This is a genomic window from Actinomadura sp. DC4, assembly GCF_030406325.1.
Classification (GTDB): Bacteria; Actinomycetota; Actinomycetes; order Streptosporangiales; family Streptosporangiaceae; genus Actinoallomurus.
In genome coordinates this window covers 61649-79613 of sequence record NZ_JAUEQY010000008.1, presented here as the reverse complement: position 1 = coordinate 79613, position 17965 = coordinate 61649, and the positions used below count along the sequence as shown (strand labels likewise).

The 17965-nt window shown below is 71.8% G+C and carries 18 protein-coding genes; 9 read left to right on the top strand and 9 right to left on the bottom strand.

Annotated features, from left to right (window positions below; all coding sequences use genetic code 11):
- Positions 1 to 146 precede the first annotated feature (146 nt).
- Positions 147 to 1088, top strand: a complete 942-nt coding sequence (locus QWU11_RS15240; RefSeq protein ID WP_290108791.1) for an alpha/beta hydrolase — start codon at positions 147 to 149, stop codon at positions 1086 to 1088.
- Between the two features lie 156 nt (positions 1089 to 1244).
- Positions 1245 to 2216: a tryptophan--tRNA ligase gene (gene trpS / locus QWU11_RS15235; RefSeq protein WP_290108790.1), complete on the top strand. Its 972-nt coding sequence runs from the start codon at positions 1245 to 1247 to the stop codon at positions 2214 to 2216.
- A gap of 39 nt (positions 2217 to 2255) precedes the next feature.
- On the opposite strand, the gene QWU11_RS15230 is transcribed toward trpS, so the two are convergent.
- Together QWU11_RS15230 and proC are read right to left on the bottom strand one after the other, a co-directional pair.
- Positions 2256 to 2624 (bottom strand): hypothetical protein, encoded by a 369-nt coding sequence (locus tag QWU11_RS15230; protein WP_290108789.1) that lies wholly within the window; start codon positions 2622 to 2624, stop codon positions 2256 to 2258.
- 115 nt (positions 2625 to 2739) lie between these two features.
- The gene (gene proC / locus QWU11_RS15225; RefSeq protein WP_290108788.1) at positions 2740 to 3534 is read right to left on the bottom strand and encodes a pyrroline-5-carboxylate reductase; all 795 of its coding nucleotides are present in this window, start codon (positions 3532 to 3534) and stop codon (positions 2740 to 2742) included.
- A 149-nt stretch (positions 3535 to 3683) separates the two neighbouring features.
- Between proC and QWU11_RS15220 the strand changes: the two genes are divergently transcribed.
- Entirely contained in the window at positions 3684 to 6944 is a 3261-nt protein-coding gene (locus tag QWU11_RS15220) for a S8 family serine peptidase (protein ID WP_290108787.1), read from the top strand.
- A 45-nt stretch (positions 6945 to 6989) separates the two neighbouring features.
- Here the strand turns inward: QWU11_RS15220 and QWU11_RS15215 are convergent, their stop codons facing one another.
- From QWU11_RS15215 to QWU11_RS15195, 5 genes are all read right to left on the bottom strand, one after another.
- Positions 6990 to 7916: a proline dehydrogenase family protein gene (locus QWU11_RS15215; RefSeq protein WP_290108786.1), complete on the bottom strand. Its 927-nt coding sequence runs from the start codon at positions 7914 to 7916 to the stop codon at positions 6990 to 6992.
- 58 nt (positions 7917 to 7974) lie between these two features.
- The gene (locus QWU11_RS15210; RefSeq protein WP_290108785.1) at positions 7975 to 8709 is read right to left on the bottom strand and encodes an ABC transporter permease; all 735 of its coding nucleotides are present in this window, start codon (positions 8707 to 8709) and stop codon (positions 7975 to 7977) included.
- Positions 8706 to 9407, bottom strand: coding sequence for an ABC transporter ATP-binding protein (locus tag QWU11_RS15205; RefSeq protein WP_290108784.1), 702 nt, complete (start codon positions 9405 to 9407; stop codon positions 8706 to 8708). The genes QWU11_RS15210 and QWU11_RS15205 overlap by 4 nt, the downstream gene beginning before the upstream one ends.
- Before the next feature lie 76 nt (positions 9408 to 9483).
- Positions 9484 to 10098 (bottom strand): TetR family transcriptional regulator, encoded by a 615-nt coding sequence (locus tag QWU11_RS15200; protein WP_290108783.1) that lies wholly within the window; start codon positions 10096 to 10098, stop codon positions 9484 to 9486.
- Entirely contained in the window at positions 10095 to 10952 is an 858-nt protein-coding gene (locus QWU11_RS15195) for a sugar phosphate isomerase/epimerase (protein WP_290108782.1), read from the bottom strand. Before QWU11_RS15195 ends, QWU11_RS15200 begins: the two co-directional genes overlap by 4 nt.
- 68 nt (positions 10953 to 11020) lie before the next feature.
- On the opposite strand from QWU11_RS15195, the gene QWU11_RS15190 reads away from it, so the two are divergent.
- The gene (locus tag QWU11_RS15190) at positions 11021 to 11713 is read left to right on the top strand and encodes a class I SAM-dependent methyltransferase (RefSeq protein WP_290108781.1); all 693 of its coding nucleotides are present in this window, start codon (positions 11021 to 11023) and stop codon (positions 11711 to 11713) included.
- Here QWU11_RS15190 and QWU11_RS15185 read toward each other — a convergent pair whose 3' ends face one another.
- On the bottom strand, positions 11714 to 12484 hold the full coding sequence (locus tag QWU11_RS15185; protein ID WP_290108780.1) for an SGNH/GDSL hydrolase family protein: 771 nt from the start codon (positions 12482 to 12484) through the stop codon (positions 11714 to 11716).
- Between the two features lie 450 nt (positions 12485 to 12934).
- Between QWU11_RS15185 and radA the strand changes: the two genes are divergently transcribed.
- Both radA and disA read left to right on the top strand, forming a co-directional pair.
- Positions 12935 to 14332 carry a DNA repair protein RadA gene (radA, locus tag QWU11_RS15180; protein WP_290108779.1) on the top strand — a complete coding sequence of 466 codons (1398 nt, stop codon included), beginning with the start codon at positions 12935 to 12937 and terminating at the stop codon, positions 14330 to 14332.
- 92 nt (positions 14333 to 14424) lie between these two features.
- The gene (disA, locus tag QWU11_RS15175) at positions 14425 to 15507 is read left to right on the top strand and encodes a DNA integrity scanning diadenylate cyclase DisA (protein WP_290108778.1); all 1083 of its coding nucleotides are present in this window, start codon (positions 14425 to 14427) and stop codon (positions 15505 to 15507) included.
- Between the two features lie 13 nt (positions 15508 to 15520).
- Here disA and QWU11_RS15170 read toward each other — a convergent pair whose 3' ends face one another.
- Entirely contained in the window at positions 15521 to 16186 is a 666-nt protein-coding gene (locus QWU11_RS15170; protein WP_290108777.1) for a hypothetical protein, read from the bottom strand.
- Between the two features lie 66 nt (positions 16187 to 16252).
- Here QWU11_RS15170 and QWU11_RS15165 point away from each other — a divergent pair, with 66 nt between their 5' ends.
- Genes QWU11_RS15165 through QWU11_RS15155 form a run of 3 tightly spaced genes read left to right on the top strand, consistent with a single transcriptional unit; the run spans position 16253 to position 17810 of the window.
- Entirely contained in the window at positions 16253 to 17128 is an 876-nt protein-coding gene (locus QWU11_RS15165) for an A/G-specific adenine glycosylase (RefSeq protein WP_290108776.1), read from the top strand.
- 50 nt (positions 17129 to 17178) lie between these two features.
- A complete protein-coding gene (locus tag QWU11_RS15160) occupies positions 17179 to 17412 on the top strand; it encodes an antitoxin (RefSeq protein WP_290108775.1) in 234 nt (77 codons plus the stop codon).
- Positions 17409 to 17810, top strand: coding sequence for a type II toxin-antitoxin system VapC family toxin (locus tag QWU11_RS15155; RefSeq protein WP_290108774.1), 402 nt, complete (start codon positions 17409 to 17411; stop codon positions 17808 to 17810). Before QWU11_RS15160 ends, QWU11_RS15155 begins: the two co-directional genes overlap by 4 nt.
- Positions 17811 to 17965 lie beyond the last annotated feature (155 nt).

The window sequence follows — 17965 nt, the reverse complement described above, 5'->3', positions numbered from 1 at the left end:
AACCGATTTGTGACGTGAACGATCCGGTCTGCCGGGGCATCTAACAAGGTAGGTGACTCCTGGCACAGGAGGCGGTTGCGGTGGATTCTGCGAAAGAAGTACAACTCCCCCCGTTCGCACGGACCCCGAGCTCGCAAAGTCGAGTGTTGACCACGGCCGTGCGCCTCGGGGTCCGGCCGTTCGCCGGGCGGATCAAGGGCCGGTCGGCCACGATCCGGTTCTGGCGTTCCCTGCTCGGAGCCGGCTCGCGCTGCCTGCGGCCGGACCCGCGTGTCAGCGTCGAGCCGATCATCGACCCCTGCGTCGAGGACCCCGGCGTCAAACGCGCCGTACGCGGCGAGTGGCTGCGCTCCCCCGGCCGCTCGACCGGTCAGGGCGCGATCCTCTACCTCCACGGCGGTGGCTACGCCATCTGCTCCCCCCGTACGCACCGTGTCATCACCGCGCGGCTCGCGATGGACACCGGGCTGCCGGTACTCGTCCCCGACTACCGCCTGGCGCCCGAGCACCCCTTTCCGGCCGCGTTCGAGGACTGCCTCGACGCGTACCGGCTGCTGCTGGCGCGCGGCGTCCCCGCCGAGCACATCATCGTGGCCGGCGACTCCTCCGGCGGCCACCTCGCGACCGCGCTGACCGCCGAGGCGTGCCGTACGGGCCTGCCCTCGCCCGGCGGCGTCGTGCTCTTCTCCCCCTGGGTCGACCTCACCGGCGAGCTGGCCATGGCCTCGGAGATGCGCCGCCACGACCCGTACATCGACCCCGCGGTCGCGACGAGGTTCGGCCGGCTCTACGTCGGGGCGGGAGACTGGACCGATCCACGGCTGTCGCTCCTGACCTGTCCGAGCGAGGAGCTTCCCCCTTTTCTCATCCAGGTGGGCGGCATCGAGGTGCTGCGCGCCGAGGCCGAGGCCCTGGCCGAGGTGCTGGACGAGGCCGGCAGCCCGTTCGACCTGCAGATCTGGCCGGGCCAGATGCACGTCTTCCAGATCTTCAACCGCATGCTCCCCGAGGCCGACGAGGCGATGCGCGAGGCCGGGCGTTTCATCCGCGAGGTCGTCGGCGTCGACTCCGTCACCGAGGCCGCCTGAACTCCCCCTGATATTCTCGGCTTCGTGCGAGGACCTCTGTCACAGAGCTGGTGGGCCGCCTGACGGCGGTCCCCGTCCTTGCGCATTACGACAACGGCCGCCGCCCCGGCGGCCGTTTTCTGTGCTCCCGGGGCGGCTCAGCTCCCAGGAGTAACCATGAAGCGCGTGCTCAGCCTCTTCACCCCGTCCGGGCGGCCCACGCTCGGCAACCTGCTCGGCGCCTTCCTCCCGTCCGTACGGCTGCTGCCGGCGGCCGACTGCGTGTTCGGCGTGTCGGACCTGCACGCCCTCACCAGCGAGCACGATCCCGCCCTGCTGCGTGAACGATCGCTCGAACTGGCCGGCCTCGCGGTCGCGGCCGGCCTCGACCCGGACCGCTGCCTGCTCTTCCTGCAGAGCAACGTGCCCGCCCACGCGGAGCTGTCCTACCTGCTGGAGAGCACCGCGCACTACGGCGAGATGCAGCGGATGATCCAGTTCCGGGAGAAGTCGGCGCGGCAGTCCGCCGTACGCCTGTCGCTGCTGACCTATCCGGCGCTGATGGCCGCAGACATCCTGCTCTACCAGGCGACCGACGTGCCGGTCGGCGCCGACCAGGCGCAGCACGTCGAGCTGACGCGCGACCTCGCGACGCGGTTCAACAACCGGTACGGCCCGGTGTTCACGCTTCCCCACGCCGTCCATCCGCCGGCGGCCGCGCGGGTCATGGACCTGGCCGACCCGGTCGCGAAGATGAGCAAGTCGGTCGACTCGCCGGGGACGATCTTCCTGCTCGACCCGGTCGACGTGGTCCGGCGCAAGATCATGCGGGCGGTCACCGACTCGGGCACCTCGGTGGAGTTCGACCCCGAGGCCAAGCCCGGGGTGTCCAACCTGCTGTCCATCCTGTCCGCCTGCACCGGGACCCCGGTCGCGGACCTGTCGCCCGGCTCGTACGGGGCGCTGAAGCGTGACACCGCCGACGCGGTCATCGCCCTGCTCGAACCCCTGCAGCGCCGCCACGCCGAGCTCTCGGCCGACCCCGCGACCCTGGAGGCGATCCTGCGCGACGGCGCCGAGCGGGCCCGGGAGAGGGCCGCCGGTACGGTCACGGCCGCGAAGGAGGCGATGGGACTGCTCGCCGCTTGAAGAGCGGCTCGGCCGGGCGCCGGGCGCCCGGCCGAGACCTCAGGCGTCGACGGACCGGCGGCGGCCGGCGCCAACCGCGCCCGGTGTCTTCGCGGTGACGGCGAAGCCGATCGCGGCGGCCACCGTCGCGACGGCCTCCGCCACGGCGGCGAGAACCTTGTCCGTGTACCAGACCGGCTCGTACATCTCCGGCAGCGGGCCGAGGGTGCCCACGTCCACGTACCGGTAGAGGAGCACCGCGCCGAGGGCGCTGGCCGCCACCAGGAACGCGATGAGGTACGGCACGGGACGCGGGCGGACGAGGACGAGGACGGCCACGACACCGGCCAGGATGCCCTGGACCCAGAACAGCGTGCTCGCCGTGATGGTCCCGGTGTGGCCCGCGTCGCCGGCCAGTTTGATGTGCACGTATGCGTCTACGCCGAGTCCGGCGAAGACGGCCAGTCGAAGTAGTAGGCCCATACACAACGCACGGCTGCCGCGCCCGTTCGGTTCAACCCGGCGGGAAAAGATGCGCGGCCGGTCAGCCGCTGCCCAGCTCACGGCCCCGGTCACGGGCGGCCTCGATCGCCTCGATGACGGCGGCGCGCACGCCGTGGCGTTCGAGCTCGCGGATGGCCGAGATCGTCGTCCCGGCCGGTGAGGTCACCGCCTCGCGCAGCATCACCGGGTGGTCGCCGGAGTCGCGCAGCATGACCGCCGCGCCCACCGCCGACTGGATCACCATCTCCAGCGCCGCCGCCCGCGGCATGCCGAGCAGGATGCCCGCGTCGACCATCGCCTCGACGAGGTAGTAGAAGTACGCGGGGCCGCTGCCCGACAGCGCGGTCGCGGCGTCCTGCAGCGACTCGGGGATGCGCAGCACCTTGCCGACCGGGGTGAGCAGCTCTTCGGCGAGCTTCAGGTGCTCCTCGGTCGCGTGCGTGCCGGCCGAGAGCACGCTCATCGCCTCGTCCACGTGCACCGGTGTGTTGGACATGACCCGTACGACCGGCACGTCCGACGGCAGCCGCTCCTCGATGAACGCGGTCGGGATGCCGGCCGCCATCGAGATCACCAGGCGGCCGTCCGGGACGTGTCCCTTGAGCTCCTCCAGCAGCGTCGCCATGTCCTGCGGCTTGACCGCGAGGACCAGCGTGTCGGCCGTACGCGCGGCGTCGGCGTTGGTGGCGACCTCGACGCCGTACCGCTCGCGCAGCAGCGCACCGCGCTCCTCCCGCCGCGCCGTGACGAGCAGGTCGGAGGGGCGCCGCCCGGCCCGGAGCACGCCGCTCAGCAGCGCCTCGCCCATCTTGCCGGCACCCAGAATCGCGATCACTTCGTCTCTCCTGTCACCTCACGAAGCGTATCGAGCCCGGTACCCCGGTCCTCACCTGCCCGTACGGAATCCGCTCGAAATCACCGGAAAGAAATGCCGGTTCGCGGCCAATTCTCACTGACCGCTGTCGTCGATGAGATGGACGCCGCATGAGTAGATCCAGAGCAGGTGCCGCCCTCGCTCTCGCGGGACTGGTGATCGCCGGCCTTCCCGCGGTGGCGAGCGCCGCCGCTCCCGCCTCTCCACCGAAGCTCGCGCCCGGCCGTTCGTGGACGGTGACCCTGCTGACCGGGGACGTCGTCAAGGTGAACACGCAGTCGGGCCGGCCGCCGCTCGTCTCGGTACGGCCCGGGGCGGGACGCCGGTCGGTGATCTTCCGCAAGGACATCCGGCCGGACGGTGACGTGCGGGTCGTCCCGCTCGACGTCGCCGCGAAGATCGGCCGCGTGTACGACCCGGCGCTGTTCGACGTCACCACGCTGATCAAGGACGGCGACGACGACGCGCACCGGGCCGACCTGCCGCTGATCGTGCAGAACGGCACGGGGGTCCGCGCCCTGGCCGCGGGCCGGACGCTGTCCAGCATCGGCGCCGTCGCCGTACGGCAGCCGAAGAAGCAGGCCCTCGCGCCGAAGACCATGACCCAGGCCGGCGTACGGCACGTCTGGCTGGACCGGAGGGTCCACGTCCAGGCCCTGGACCACAACCTGGACCAGATCGGCGCGCCCGCGGCCTGGAAGGCGGGCGCCACCGGGAAGGGCGTCAAGGTCGCCGTCCTCGACACCGGCGTCGACGCGACGCACCCGGATCTCAAGGGCCGGATCGCGGAGCAGAAGAACTTCTCCGAGTCCGCCGACACCGTCGACCGGTACGGGCACGGCACGCACGTGGCCGCGACGATCGCGGGCACCGGCGCCGCCGCGAACGGCGAGCGCCGCGGCGTCGCCCCTGACGCCGACCTGCTGATCGGCAAGGTCCTGGACGACAACGGCTACGGCAGCGAGTCCGGCGTCATCACCGGCATGGAGTGGGCGGCGGCCAAGGCGCCGGTCGTCAGCATGAGCCTCGGCGGCTTCTCCGACGACCCGGCGAACGACCCCGTGACCAAGGCCGTCGACGACCTGACCGCCGCGGACGGCACCCTGTTCGTCATCGCCGCCGGCAATGACGGGGAGCCGGACTCCATCGAGTCGCCCGGCTTCGCCGCCTCCGCCCTCACGGTCGGCGCGGTCGACGCCCAGGACAAGGTCGCGAGCTTCTCCAGCCGCGGCGGCAGGGTCCTGAAGCCGGAGATCGCCGCGCCGGGCGTCGACGTCGTCGCCGCCCGCGCCGCCGGCACGTCGATGGGCCACATCATCGACGCGAACTACACCTCCGCCAGCGGCACCTCGATGGCCACCCCGCACGTCGCGGGGGCCGCCGCCGCACTGCTGCAGGAACACCCGTCCTGGGACCCGGCCCGGCTGAAGGCCGCGCTCGTCTCCACCGCCGACGCCGTCCCCGGCACCGTCTACGACGTCGGCAGCGGACGCCTCGACGTCGGCGCGGCGGCCATCGCGACGGTCACCGGCGACCAGGCGACGGCGGCGTTCGGGTCGATTCCGCACGGTTCGACCGCGCCCCTCACAAAGAGGCTCACCTGGACGAACGCGGGGAAGAGCCCGGTGACGCTGCGGCTGGCCGCGACGCTCGCCGACAGCCACGGAACGGCCGCCGCGGCCCTCTCCCTGCCCGCCACGGTGACCGTGCCGGCCGGCGGGTCGGCCGGGGCCGACCTGTCGCTCGACCCGAGGCGGCTCACGACCGGCGGCGCCTGGAGCGGCGTCGTGACCGCTCGCGCGGACGGCGTCGCGCTGCGCACACCGGTCGGCGCGTACGCCGAGCCGGAGACCCACACGCTGACGATGAAGGCCACGGCGCTTCCGGGCACTCCGGACGGGGCCATGTCCGGCTGGGTCAGCGTGGTCGACCTGGACGATTACACGCTCTTCTCGTCCGACGTATCTCTCGACGCCGACGGGACGGCGCGGCTCACCGTGCCCTCCGGGCGGTACCTGGTCCTCGGCGAGATCGACGACACGACCGCGGGTGCGGAGCGCGCGGCCCTCGCCGGAAGCGCCGAGCTGACCGTGAACGCCGACGTGACCCTGCCGCTCGACGCCTCCCACGCCCGGCCCCTCCGCCTGTCGGCGCCCGGCATGAGCGTCGACCCCGGCTCGGCGACGGGCCTCCAGGTCGAGCGGACGCTGGGCGAGGACACCTGGGCCGCCTCGGTGTTCAGCTTCGACGGCTCGCCGGACGTCTACACGGTCCCGATCGCCGCCCCGCGCACCGGCGCCATGCGGGTGTACGCCTACACCCGTCTCACCGACGGCGGCGCGACCGTCGACGACATCCTGCACGACCTCGGGCCCAGCGTGCCGGCGTCGGTCGACTACCAGGTCGACCCGAAGAGCCTCGCCCGCGTCGACCAGCGGTTCGGCACGATCAACGGGGACGTCAAGGACCCGGTCGGCGAGGTCCGGTACGGCCTCGACCCCGCCGGATTCCTCGTGTCGGAGGGCATCAGCGACGTGACGGGCGGCTCGACGCGTACGGACCACGTGAGCGCCGAACCGGGCCTCCAGTGGGCCGAGGAGGCCGTCCTGCCGAACCTCGGCCGGGGGCTCTGGGTCACCGAGCTGCCGGTACGGAGGTACACACCGGGCAGCACCCAGACCGACGAGTGGGTGCGCCAGCCGTTCCGGCCGGGACCCTACTCCGCGACGGGCGTCTCGCCGAGCGAATGCGCGCCCGGCGCGAGCACTCGCAGCCGGGGCAACATCCACGTCGAGCTGGTCGACCTGCAGGACCTGCCCGACGGCTTCGACTGCCTGACCGGCATGCCGGAGTGGGACGCCGTCAGCAGCCGCACGATGCGGCTCTACGCGGGCGACACCCTGGAGGGCACCACCACCACTCCGTACGGCGACTTCGGCGTGCCGGCCACCGCCGGGACGTACCGCCTGCGCTACGACCTCGACGCCTCCGCGGCCCTGCCGGTCTCCACGAAGACCTCGACGTCGTGGACCTTCCATAGCGACCCGGTCGAAGAGCGGCTCCCGCTGCTGCTGGTGGACTACCGGCTGCCGCTGGACCTGCTCAACCACCCGAACGGTGACACGGCGACGTTCAGCGTCTCCCGTGTCGCCGGCGCCGCCACGGCCAAGGCCACGGGCCTGCAGCTGTGGACGTCGCTGGACGACGGCACGACCTGGCGGCCGGCGAGCGTGTCGGGAACGGACGGGAAGTACTCCGCGAAGCTCCCCCCGGCAGGCAAGGGGCAGGCCGTCTCGCTGCGCGTACGGGCCACCGACGCCGGCGGCGGCGTCATCGACCAGACCCTCATCCGCGCCTACTTCGGCGCCTGACCCGCTGACCGCGGACCGCCCCGGCTCGGGGGCGGTCCGTCTCGGTCAGGACTTGGTCGCCAGCGACCGGAGGAAGAAGCCCATGTTGGCGGGGCGCTCGGCCAGCCGCCGCATGAGGTAGCCGTACCACTGCTCGCCGTACGGGACGTAGACGCGCACCTGCGCGCCCTGCGCGGCGAGCCGTCGCTGTTCGTTCGGGCGGATGCCGTACAGCATCTGGTATTCGAAGGCGTCGTGCTCGCGCCCGTGCAGTGTGGCCAGCGAGCCGCCGATCTCGATGAGCCGCGGGTCGTGCGTGGCCAGCATGGGGTGGCCGCGGCCGCCCATCAGCACCTTCATGCAGCGGACGTAGGACTTGTCGACCTCGTCGCGACCGGTGAAGGCGACCGAGTCGGGCGCGCTGTAGGCGCCCTTGCACAGCCGGACCCGCGAGCCCTCATCCGCGAGCGCCGCGCAGTACTCCTCGGCGCGCCGGAGGTAGGACTGGATGACCGCGCCGGTGGAGGGGTACTCCTCGCGCAGCTCCCGCAGGACGCGCAGCGTCGAGTCGACCGTCGTGTGGTCCTCCATGTCGAGGGTCACGGTCGTACCCGCCTCGCGCGCGGCGGCGCAGATCCGGCGGGCGTTCTCCAGCGCGACCTTCTCCCCGTCGTCGAGGAGCTGGCCGAGCGCGGTGAGCTTGACCGAGACCTCGGCGCGGGCGCCGGATCCGTTCTCGGCGAGCCGGCCGAGCAGCTCTTCGTAGCGGCTCGTGATGGTGTCGGCCTGGGCGGTCTCGACGGTGTCCTCACCGAGATGGTCGAGGGTGATGAGCAGCCCGTCGGCGATGAGCTGCTCGGTGACTGCGAGGGCATCGGTCACGGACTCTCCCGCGACGAACCTCTTCACAACGCTTCTGGTGTACGGCGCGGTCTCGACGAGCTTGCGCACGCCGCCGCTGCGCGAGGCGGCCAACACGACCTGGCGGAGCAACCTTCCCCCTCTCGGCAGGGACCACACTGTCCCGATCCACCCCAGGTTAAGGCACCCTTCAGGTGGTCCGGCGGCGGAGAGTCGCGGCCCCCAGGACCAGCGCGAGCAGTGCGCAACCGGCGATGACGGCGACGTCGCGTACGAGCGTGCCGGTGACGTCCGGATGCCGGGTGAGCTCCTGCATCGCCTCGACGGCGTATGAGAGAGGCATCACATCGGCGGCCCACTGCAGCACGGTCGACATCTGCCCGCGCGGGACGAACAGGCCGGCGAGCAGCAGCTGCGGCAGCGCGAACGCCGGCATGAACTGCACCGCCTGGAACTCCGTACGCGCGAACGCGCTCGCGAACAGCCCCAGCGCCATGCCCAGCCACGCGTCGAGCAGCGTGACGAGCAACAGCGTCCACGCCGGGCCCCGCAGGTCGAGGCCGAGCCAGGTCAGCGCGATCGTGCCGACGATCGCCGCCTGCACCAGCGCGGTGACCCCGAAGGCCAGGGCGTACCCCAGCAGCAGGTCGAGCTTGCCGAGCGGCGTCGTCATCAGGCGTTCGAGCGTGCCGCTCGTGCGTTCGCGCAGCGTGCCGACGCTCGTCACGATGAACATCACGATGAACGGGAACACGCCCATGAGGATCGGCCCGAACCGGTCGAAGGCGCCCGGAGCGTCGAGGACGTAGCGCAGGAGGATCATCAGCACGCTCGGCACGGCGATGAGCAGGCCCAGCGTGCGGCGGTCGCGGCGGAGCTGGTTGAGGATGCGCCGCGTCGTCGCGAGCGTGATCGTCAGGCTCATACGACGGTCTCCTGTCCCTGGACCAGACGAAGGAAGGCGTCCTCCAGGTCGTCGGTCCCCGTGCTCGCGCGCAGGGCCTCGGGGGTGTCGTCGGCGAGAAGCGTGCCTTCGCGCATGAGCAGCAGGCGTTCGCAGCGCGCGGCCTCGTCCATCACGTGGCTGGAGATCAGCAGCGTCACCTCGCGGGCGGCCAGCTCGTGGAACAGCGCCCACAGCTCGACGCGCAGCACCGGGTCCAGGCCGACGGTCGGCTCGTCGAGGACGAGCAGCTCCGGCGCGCCCAGCAGCGCGACGGCCAGGCTCGCCCGGTGCAGTTGCCCGCCGGACAGGCTGACCGCGGTCTGGTCGCGCGCGTCGCCGAGCCCGACCTCCTCGATCACGCGGTCCGGGTCGGCGCGCGGCGCGCCCAGCACGGACGCGAAGTAACGCAGGTTCTCCCGGACGCTCAGGTCGGCGTACAGGGCGGGGTTCTGCGTGGCGTACCCCACTCTCCGGCGCAGCGCGCGGCTGCCGGCCGGGTGGCCGAGCACGGTCACGGTGCCGCCGGCGACGATCTGCACGCCGACGACGGACCGCATCAGTGTGGTCTTGCCGCAGCCGCTCGGCCCGAGCAGCCCGACGACCGAGCCGCGCGGAACCTCGAACGTCAGGCCCCGTACGACCTCACGACCCCCGCGTTCGACGCGGAGGTCGCTCACCTCTACAGCACAACTCACCATGTGTTGAATTTATGCCCGTGAAAGGACGAACGTCAACCGCGGAAGAGGGACGGGGTCAGCCGTTCAGGTAGCGCTGGATCGTGGGGGCGAGGAGCTCGGTGAGCTCCTGCTCCGACGCCGAGGCCATCGGCTCGACCTCCAGCACGTAGCGGAGCATGAGGACGCCGACGATCTGCGCGGCCACCGCGTTGATGTTGAGCCGGGGGACGTCCAGCTCCTCGGCCACCCGCGTGAGCACCTGGGAGTAGACGAACTCCCGCAGCCGGTTCGCGCCCATCTCGCTCGTCGTCGCGGACCGGATGATGCCGACGAACTGCGGCCTCAGCCGTGGATCGCTCCACAGGCTCAGCACCATGCGCACGAGGCGCTCGCCGATCCCCTCGCGAGGGCCGGAGAGGACGAGCGGAATGATCATGTTCGTGTCGACCGGGAAGGCCATCGCGGCGGCGAAGAGGTCTTCCTTGGTGCCGAAGAAGTGATGCACCAGCGCCGGGTCCACCCCGGCCGCGCCGGCGATCGCCCGGATCGAGGCCTTGTCGTACCCGCGCTCGCCGAACAGCACGCGGGCCGCCGACAGGATGTCATCCCGTGAGGAGGACTGCCCCGGCCGGCGTCCGGGTCGGCGCGTGGACGGCGGCGTCACCTGGTCGCGCGAGGCGGGGGACGTCAAGACGGGGAGACCTCGCCCTCGGAGTTCACCCGCCAGGAGCCCGCCGGACGTGCCGCGGCGAGATGCAGCCGGGTGAAGGCCAGAGACTCCGCCAGGTCGTCGATGCGCTGGTCACGGCCTGTCGCGCGGCGCGTGTTGATCTCGACGACCACCTGTCCGGCGTAGCGCTGGGCGGCGAGGCGCTCCAGCATCTCGGCGGCCGGCTGGTTGCCGCGCCCGGGCACCAGGTGCTCGTCGCGGTTGACGACGCCGATGCCGTCGGCCAGGTGCAGGTGGGCGAGCCGGTCGCCGAGCGCGTCGGCCATCGCGAGCGGGTCCGAGCCGGAGACCGCCGTGTGCGACAGGTCGACCGTGACGTTGGGGTACGGCTGGTCGACGGGGTTCCAGTGCGGGGCGTACATGCCGACTTCGTTCTTGCGCGCGCGTACGGGGAACATGTTCTCCACCGCGAAGACCACGTCGGTCTCCTCCTGCATGCGCGCGATGCCCTGCTCGAACTCCCGCGCGTACTCCCGCTGCCAGCGGAACGGCGGATGCACCACGACGACCTTGGCGCCGAGCTTCTCGGCGGCGTCCTTCGAGCGCACGAGCTTGCCCCACGGCTCGCGGCCCCAGACCCGCTGCGTGAGCAGGAGGCAGGGCGCGTGCACGGCCAGGATCGGCACCTGGTGGTAGTCCGACAGCCGCCGCATCACATCGATGTCCTGGCTGGCCGGGTCGGTCATCACCATGATCTCGATGCCGTCGTACCCGAGCTGCGCGGCCATCTCGAAGGCGGCAGGGGTCTTCTCCGGGTAGACGGATGCCGTCGAGAGCACGATCGGCGCGTCGGGTACCTGGAGGACTTCTTCCACAATCGGCAAGCCTATGCGTTCCGTGGCCCGGAACGTTGTGGGATACCCCACGCGTTTACCGTGGAATAGTGATCGCTGCCGGAGCCGTGCCCAGCCCGAACATCTGGAACGCCCCCCGTGTGTACGAGCTGGAGAACCTCGCCGCCGACCCGGACGGGCGCATCGAGGACGCCATGCGCGCGGTCCGTACCTGGGACGACGCGACCGTGCTCGACATCGGCTGCGGCACCGGCTTCCACCTCCCGCGCTTCGCTCGTACGGCGGCGAAGGTCATGGGCGTCGAGCCGCACGAGGGCCTGGCGTCGGCGGCGCGCCGCCGGGTGGCGGGGCTTCCGGACGTCACCGTACGCGTGGGCGCGGCGCAGTCCCTCCCCCTGCCGTCCGCCTCCGTGGACGTCGCCCACGCCCGCTGGGCGTACTTCTTCGGGCCGGGCTGCGAACCCGGCCTCGCCGAGCTCCGCCGGGTGATGCGCCGCGGCGGCGCGGCGTTCGTGATCGACAACGACGCGACGAGGTCGACGTTCGGGTCATGGTTCCGCCGCTGGCTGCCGTCCTATGACCCGGAGGCCGTGGCGCGCTTCTGGACGCGGCAGGGTTTCTCCTGCACGCCGATCGACATGAACTGGCGGTTCTCGGACCGGTCGTCACTGGAGGCGGTGCTGAGGATCGAGTTCCCGGACGCGCTGGCCACGGAGTTCCTGGCCGGTTTCCCCGGGTGTGAGGTGGACTACGCCGTCAATCTGTGGTGGCGGCGTTACTGATCACCGTGCGGCGGTGGCCCGTGTCGCCGCGTACGTGGCCACCACTCTGGCCGCGACGACCCGCATGCCGATCGCGTTGGGGTGCACGGGCGCGGCGGCGTGGGTGATCAGGATCGGCTCGACCCAGCGGCGGGTCGAGCACATGTCGTGCCCGGTACCGCCGCGGTAGTCGTCCACGAAGAGCGCGCCGCCGCGCCGGGCCTCCTCGGCGAGCATCCGGTTGAGGGACCGCTCGACGCGGTCGAGGTAGGGGACGTCGCCGGCGGAGGCCGGGACCGCGGGCCAGCAGCCGGTGGCGGAGGGCAGGATCCGGAGGTAGCCGACGACGAGCACGAGAGCGCGTGGCGCGCGTTCGTGGACGGCCTTGAGGATGGCCGCGATCCGGGGCGCCGTGGCGGCGACGCGTTCGTTGAGGGTGTTCCCGAAGTGCCTCATGCAGGGCGCACCCCTGGGCGAGGTGATGCTGAGCCCGGCGCAGGTGTAGAGGGTGCGGCTGAACCCGACGTCGTTCCCGCCGATCCCGACGGTGACGAGCGCGGTGTCGGGGGTGACGGCGTCGAGCTGCGCCGGATTGCTGCCGAGCAGCACTCGTTGCGGCCGGAACATCTCGGCGGTGGTCGCGGCGCTGCAGCTGACGTCGACGAACTCCCCGGCGTGCAGGGCGCGCGCGACGAGGGAGGGGTAATTGTGATCGGACCGCAGACAGGCGAACGGCTTCCCGTGGTTACGGGGAATCAACGGCCCGGCGGTGAAGGAGTCCCCGAGCGCCACGTATTTCCCCCCGGCCGCCGGACTTCCCACCCGGTCACCCGGCACGGACCCGATCGCCCCGTCATCCCGCCCAGGCCCGGCGGGTCGCGCGAAGGCGCCGGCCGCCAGGATTGCCCGCGAGGCGGCTCGCGGCGGGACGGCGCCCACCGCCGCCTGCGCCCTCATGCCGACGTACGCGGCGGGCCACGCGGAGGCATCAGCCGTACGGGACGTCGGGGTTCCGCCCGAGGCGGCTTGCGTCGGTGGGGCGGTGGCGAGGATCGGTAGAACTGCCGCGAGCGCGATCCACCTGCGCATCAAAGCCCTCCCCCTGTGCCCGCCCCCACCTGGCCGGGCGGGTCACCGGCGGCGGTCGGGCGGGCGATCCGCGACGCCGCCCGTAGTCACGGTTTTACCCAGCGCCACCATCGTCACTCCGACCTGTCAGTCCCCTCGCGTACGGTCGCCCCCATGGCCAAAACCGTGAAACAGGCGTACCGCTGTGCCGAGTGCGGCTGGCAGACCTCCAAGTGGGTGGGCCGCTGCGGCGAGTGCCAGGCCTGGGGCACCGTCGACGTCGCGGGTGCGCCCAAACCGGCGCGGGTCGTCACGGCCGGGCCGGTGACCGCCCCGGCGCGGCCGATCGGTGAGGTCGACGTGCAGGCCGCGCAGACCTCGGCGACCGGCCTGGACGAACTGGACCGGGTCCTCGGCGGCGGCCTGGTGCCCGGCGCGGTGATGCTGCTGGCCGGCGAGCCCGGCATCGGCAAGTCGACCCTGCTCCTGGAGGTCGCCGCCCTGCACGCCGCGCGCGGCCCCGTGCTCTACATCACCGGCGAGGAGTCCGCCGAGCAGGTGCGCCTGCGCGCCGACCGGGTGGGCGCCGTCGCCGCCAAGCTCTACCTCGCCGCCGAGACCGACCTGTCGGCCGTGCTGGGCCAGATCGACTCCGTCGCGCCCGAGTTGATCGTGGTCGACTCCATCCAGACGATCGGCTCGGCCGAGATCGACGGCGCGCCGGGCGGGGTCAGCCAGGTCCGTGAAGTCGCCGCCAACCTGATCCGCGTCGCCAAGGCGCGCGGCATCACGACCGTCGTGGTCGGCCACGTGACCAAGGACGGCTCGATCGCCGGGCCGCGCGTGCTGGAGCACCTGGTCGACGTGGTGCTCTACTTCGAGGGCGACCGCCACAGCCGCCTGCGCATGATCCGCGCGGTGAAGAACCGCTACGGGCCGACCGACGAGCTGGGCTGCTTCGACCTGTCGGAGATGGGCATCGTGGGGCTGCCCGACCCGAGCGGGTTGTTCCTCACCCGCCAGGAGAAGCCCGCCCCGGGCACCTGCGTGACCGTCACGCTCGAAGGGCGGCGGCCGCTCGTCGCCGAGGTGCAGTCCCTCGTGGCGCCCTCGCCGCTGGCCAACCCGCGCCGCATGACCTCCGGGCTCGACTCCTCGCGCGTCGCGATGATGCTCGCGGTGCTCCAGCGACGCGCGGGCATCAAGTTGCACGACCGCGACGTCTACGCGGCGACGGTCGGCGGCGTACGGCTCGGCGAGCCGTCCGTCGATCTCGCCGTCGCGCTGGCCGTGACGGGGGCCGCGAACGACCTGGCTCTCCCCTCTGACCTGGTCGCCTTCGGGGAGGTCGGGCTCGCCGGGGAGGTACGCGGCGTGCAGGCGGCGAAGCGGCGCATGTCGGAGGCGGCACGCCTCGGCTACCGCCGCGCGATCGTCCCGGCGGGCTCGCTGGACCCGACCAAAAGGGCGACAGGCACGATAGTCACAGAGGAGGGTATGCAGGTGATGGAAACGGACGCCGTCTGGTCAGCACTAGACATCGCGTTTGCCTCGAGTGGTCCTGGAGCATGACTAGGAGCTGTCCACTTTGGGTCGAGGGGAGGAGGCTGGCCGGGCACGTTCACCGATAAACTGACCGCCGTCCAGCGACCTCCGGGGGTCACGTGCCAGCACATGACAAGGGTAAAGACGAGCGACGGCGCGCAACCCTTGCCGCCGTCGCGCCCGGTACGCAGCTCCGCGACGGGCTCGAACGCATCCTGCGCGGCCACACCGGTGGCCTGATCGTGCTGGGATACGACAAGATCGTCGCCGGTCTGTGCACGGGCGGTTTCCAGCTCGACGTGGAGTTCTCTTCGACGCGCCTGCGCGAGCTGGCCAAGATGGACGGCGCGATCGTGATCGACAGCACCTGCACCCGCATCGTGCGCGCCGGCGTCCACCTCATGCCCGACCCGACGATCCCGACCGAGGAATCCGGCACCCGCCACCGCACGGCCGAGCGGGTTGCCCGCCAGACCGGCTTCCCGGTGCTGTCCGTCAGCCAGTCGATGCGCATCATCGCGCTCTACCTCGACGGCCAGCGCTACGTCCTGGAGGACTCCGCCGCGATCCTGTCCCGCGCCAACCAGGCGCTGGCCACGCTGGAGCGCTACAAGCTCCGCCTGGACGAGGTGGCCGGCACCCTCTCGGCCCTGGAGATCGAAGATCTCGTCACCGTGCGTGACGTGAGCGCGGTCGTCCAGCGCCTGGAGATGGTCCGCCGCATCGCCGACGAGATCAACGGCTACGTCGTGGAGCTGGGCACCGACGGCCGCCTGCTGTCCCTCCAGCTCGACGAGCTGGTCTCCGGCGTCGACATCGACCGCGAGCTGATCGTCCGCGACTACGTCCCCGAGGAGCGCGGCCCGCGCCCGGTCGCCGAGGTGCTGGCCTCCCTCAACGGGCTGTCCGCCACCGAGCTGCTCGACCTGCCCACGGTGGCCGAGGTCCTCGCGTTCTCCGGAAACGACCCGCTCGACATCCCGGTGAGCCCTAAGGGCTACCGCCTGTTGGCCAAGGTCCCCCGCATGCCGAGCCTGGTGGTCGAACGGCTCGTGGAGCACTTCGGCGGCCTGCAGAAGCTCCTCGCCGCCGGCATCGACGACCTCCAGAGCGTCGGCGGAGTCGACGAGGCGCGCGCTCGCAGCGTCCGTGAGGGCCTGTCGCGGCTCGCCGAGTCCTCCATCCTCGAACGCTACGTCTGAGCCGCACAGAGCCTCAGCGCAGGCGGAAGACCTCACGCTGGGTCTTGATCCCCGGCGCACCCACCGAGATCACGTACGTGCCCGGCGCGGCGTGCGAGCCGCCCGTGCACCGCTTGCGGTCCCAGTCGAGGGTGGCCAGGTACGGCACGCCCCGCTGGAGCCGCTGCAGGCTCGGGCCGCCGTTCACGCACTGCGCCGAGGACCACACGCGGTCCGGGCCGGACGTGATGCGGATCACCAGTGCCTTCGGGCCCACGTCGAACGTGCACGGCCGTCTCCCGGTGTTCACGACGCTCAGCCCGAACCTCGGGTGCTCCTTGCCCTTGAAGACCGTCCCGGACGGCGTGACGCCCACCACGACGTCTCCGGCGTCGCACTGGTCGCCCGCGCGCCGCTTGGGCGGCACGACGCCGGCCGGCGACGCGGTGACCGTCACGGTCGCCGTCGGCGTCACCGCGGGCGCGGCGGCGGCCTGCGGGCTCACGGTGGCGGCGGCGTTGCGCACCTGGGCCGTCGAACGCTTGTGTCCCGAGCCCGAGCAGGCCCACGCCACCAGGCCGATCAGGGTGATCCCGCCGGCCAGGACGTAGACCCGGCGGCGCCAGTACGCCTCCACGTCGCCCTGTTCGAGATCGTCTTCGGCGTCCAGACGTTCGCTACGGTCGGTGTCTGCGTCCATACGTTCAGTATGCTTTTTCGATCATGGCGAGTTGTCGCGACCCGCCGTGCCAGGATCGATTGCGTCATGCATGAGCCCAGATACACCGAACCCGTTCTGACGTGGTACGCCGCGAATGCCCGCGACCTGCCGTGGCGGCACCCCGGCGCCTCCCCGTGGGCCGTACTCGTCAGCGAGATCATGTTGCAGCAGACCCCGGTCGTCCGCGTGCTGCCCGCCTACGAGGCGTGGCTCACCCGCTGGCCCGACCCCGCCGCACTGGCCAAAGAGCCCCCAGGCGAGGCCGTACGCGCCTGGGACCGCCTCGGGTACCCCCGGCGCGCCCTCAACCTCCACGCGAGCGCGAGGGCCATCGCGGAGCGCCACGAGGGCGTGGTTCCGTCCGACTACGACGAGCTGCGGGCCCTTCCCGGCGTGGGCGCCTACACGGCCGCGGCCGTGGCGAGCTTCGCCTACCGCCGCCGGCACGCGGTCCTGGACACCAACGTCCGGCGGGTCCTGGCCCGTGCGGTGACGGGCGTGGAGTACCCGCCGAAGGCCCAGACGACCGCCGAGGTACGCCTGGCGGAGACGCTGCTCCCCCTCGACCCGCCCGTGGCCGCCCTGTGGTCGGTGGCGGTCATGGAGCTCGGCGCGCTGGTCTGCACGGCCCGTACGCCCCGCTGCGCCGACTGCCCGATCGCGAACGACTGCACGTGGCGGCTGTCCGGCAAGCCCCCGTACGACGGGCCGCCCCGCAAGGGCCAGGCTTACGCGGGCACCGACCGCCAGTGCCGGGGCCGCCTGCTCGCCGTCCTGCGCAAGTCCACCGGCCCGGTCGAGAAGCCCGCCCTCGACGACGTGTGGGACGACGCCCTGCAGCGCGAGCGCGCCCTGGCCGCCCTCATCGAGGACGGCCTGGTCGACCCCCTGGAAGACGGCCGCTACGCCCTTCCGAGCTGATCGCATGCGTGATGCATGGCCTGCATGCATCACGCATGTACGCTTGAGGCATGTCCAAGAATCTGCAGATCCGCAACGTTCCGGACGACGTTCACGCGACGGTCCGGGCGCGGGCCGCGGCGGAGGGTCTCTCTGTGTCGGAATACCTGCTGAACCAGATCATGGACATCGCGCGGCACCCCACCCAGGCCGACGTCTTCGCCCGGGCGGCCAGGCGGGCACGGGACGAGGGACCGACGGTGGATGACATCCTCACCGCCCTGGACGAAGGGCGGCGCGAGTGACGCCCGTCGTCCCCGACTCCTCGGCGCTCCTCCACGCCTTCCAGGCACGCCACCCGAGCCACGCGCTCCTGTCGCGCCTGGCGGCAGCCCAGCTGCACGCACCCCATCTGCTCGACGTCGAATTCCTGAGTGGGCTTCGCGGCCTTGTACGCGGCAGGAAGCTCGGCGCCGACCGTGCCCAAGACGCTCGAAACGAGTTCCAGGACCTTCGTATCGTCCGCTACTCGATGACGGGCCTGGCAGATCGCATCTGGGCGCTCCGCGACAACGTCACCGCCTACGACGCCTCCTACGTGGCACTGGCCGAGGCTCTGGACTGCCCGCTGGTGACAAGCGACGCGAGGCTGGCCAAGACCACGGGCCATCATGCCGACGTCGAGGTCTACCCGCAGGGCTGACGACGTTCGCGGACGACGGCCGCCGCGCGGTGACCGGACGACCGCCCCGCGACAACCGACCGCCCCGCGACGACCGACCCGCACACCCCACCCACGATCCGCCCCGCGACGACCGACCCGCACACCCCACCCACGATTCACTCCGTGGCGAGAGG

Coding starts and splice junctions, on each gene's coding strand:
- trpS (WP_290108790.1), top strand. CDS start 1,245: ATGAAGCGCGTGCTCAGCCTCTTCACCCCGTCCGGGCGGCCCACGCTC.
- QWU11_RS15165 (WP_290108776.1), top strand. CDS start 16,253: ATGCATGAGCCCAGATACACCGAACCCGTTCTGACGTGGTACGCCGCG.
- QWU11_RS15160 (WP_290108775.1), top strand. CDS start 17,179: ATGTCCAAGAATCTGCAGATCCGCAACGTTCCGGACGACGTTCACGCG.
- QWU11_RS15170 (WP_290108777.1), bottom strand. CDS start 16,186: ATGGACGCAGACACCGACCGTAGCGAACGTCTGGACGCCGAAGACGAT.
- QWU11_RS15220 (WP_290108787.1), top strand. CDS start 3,684: ATGAGTAGATCCAGAGCAGGTGCCGCCCTCGCTCTCGCGGGACTGGTG.
- radA (WP_290108779.1), top strand. CDS start 12,935: ATGGCCAAAACCGTGAAACAGGCGTACCGCTGTGCCGAGTGCGGCTGG.
- QWU11_RS15210 (WP_290108785.1), bottom strand. CDS start 8,709: ATGAGCCTGACGATCACGCTCGCGACGACGCGGCGCATCCTCAACCAG.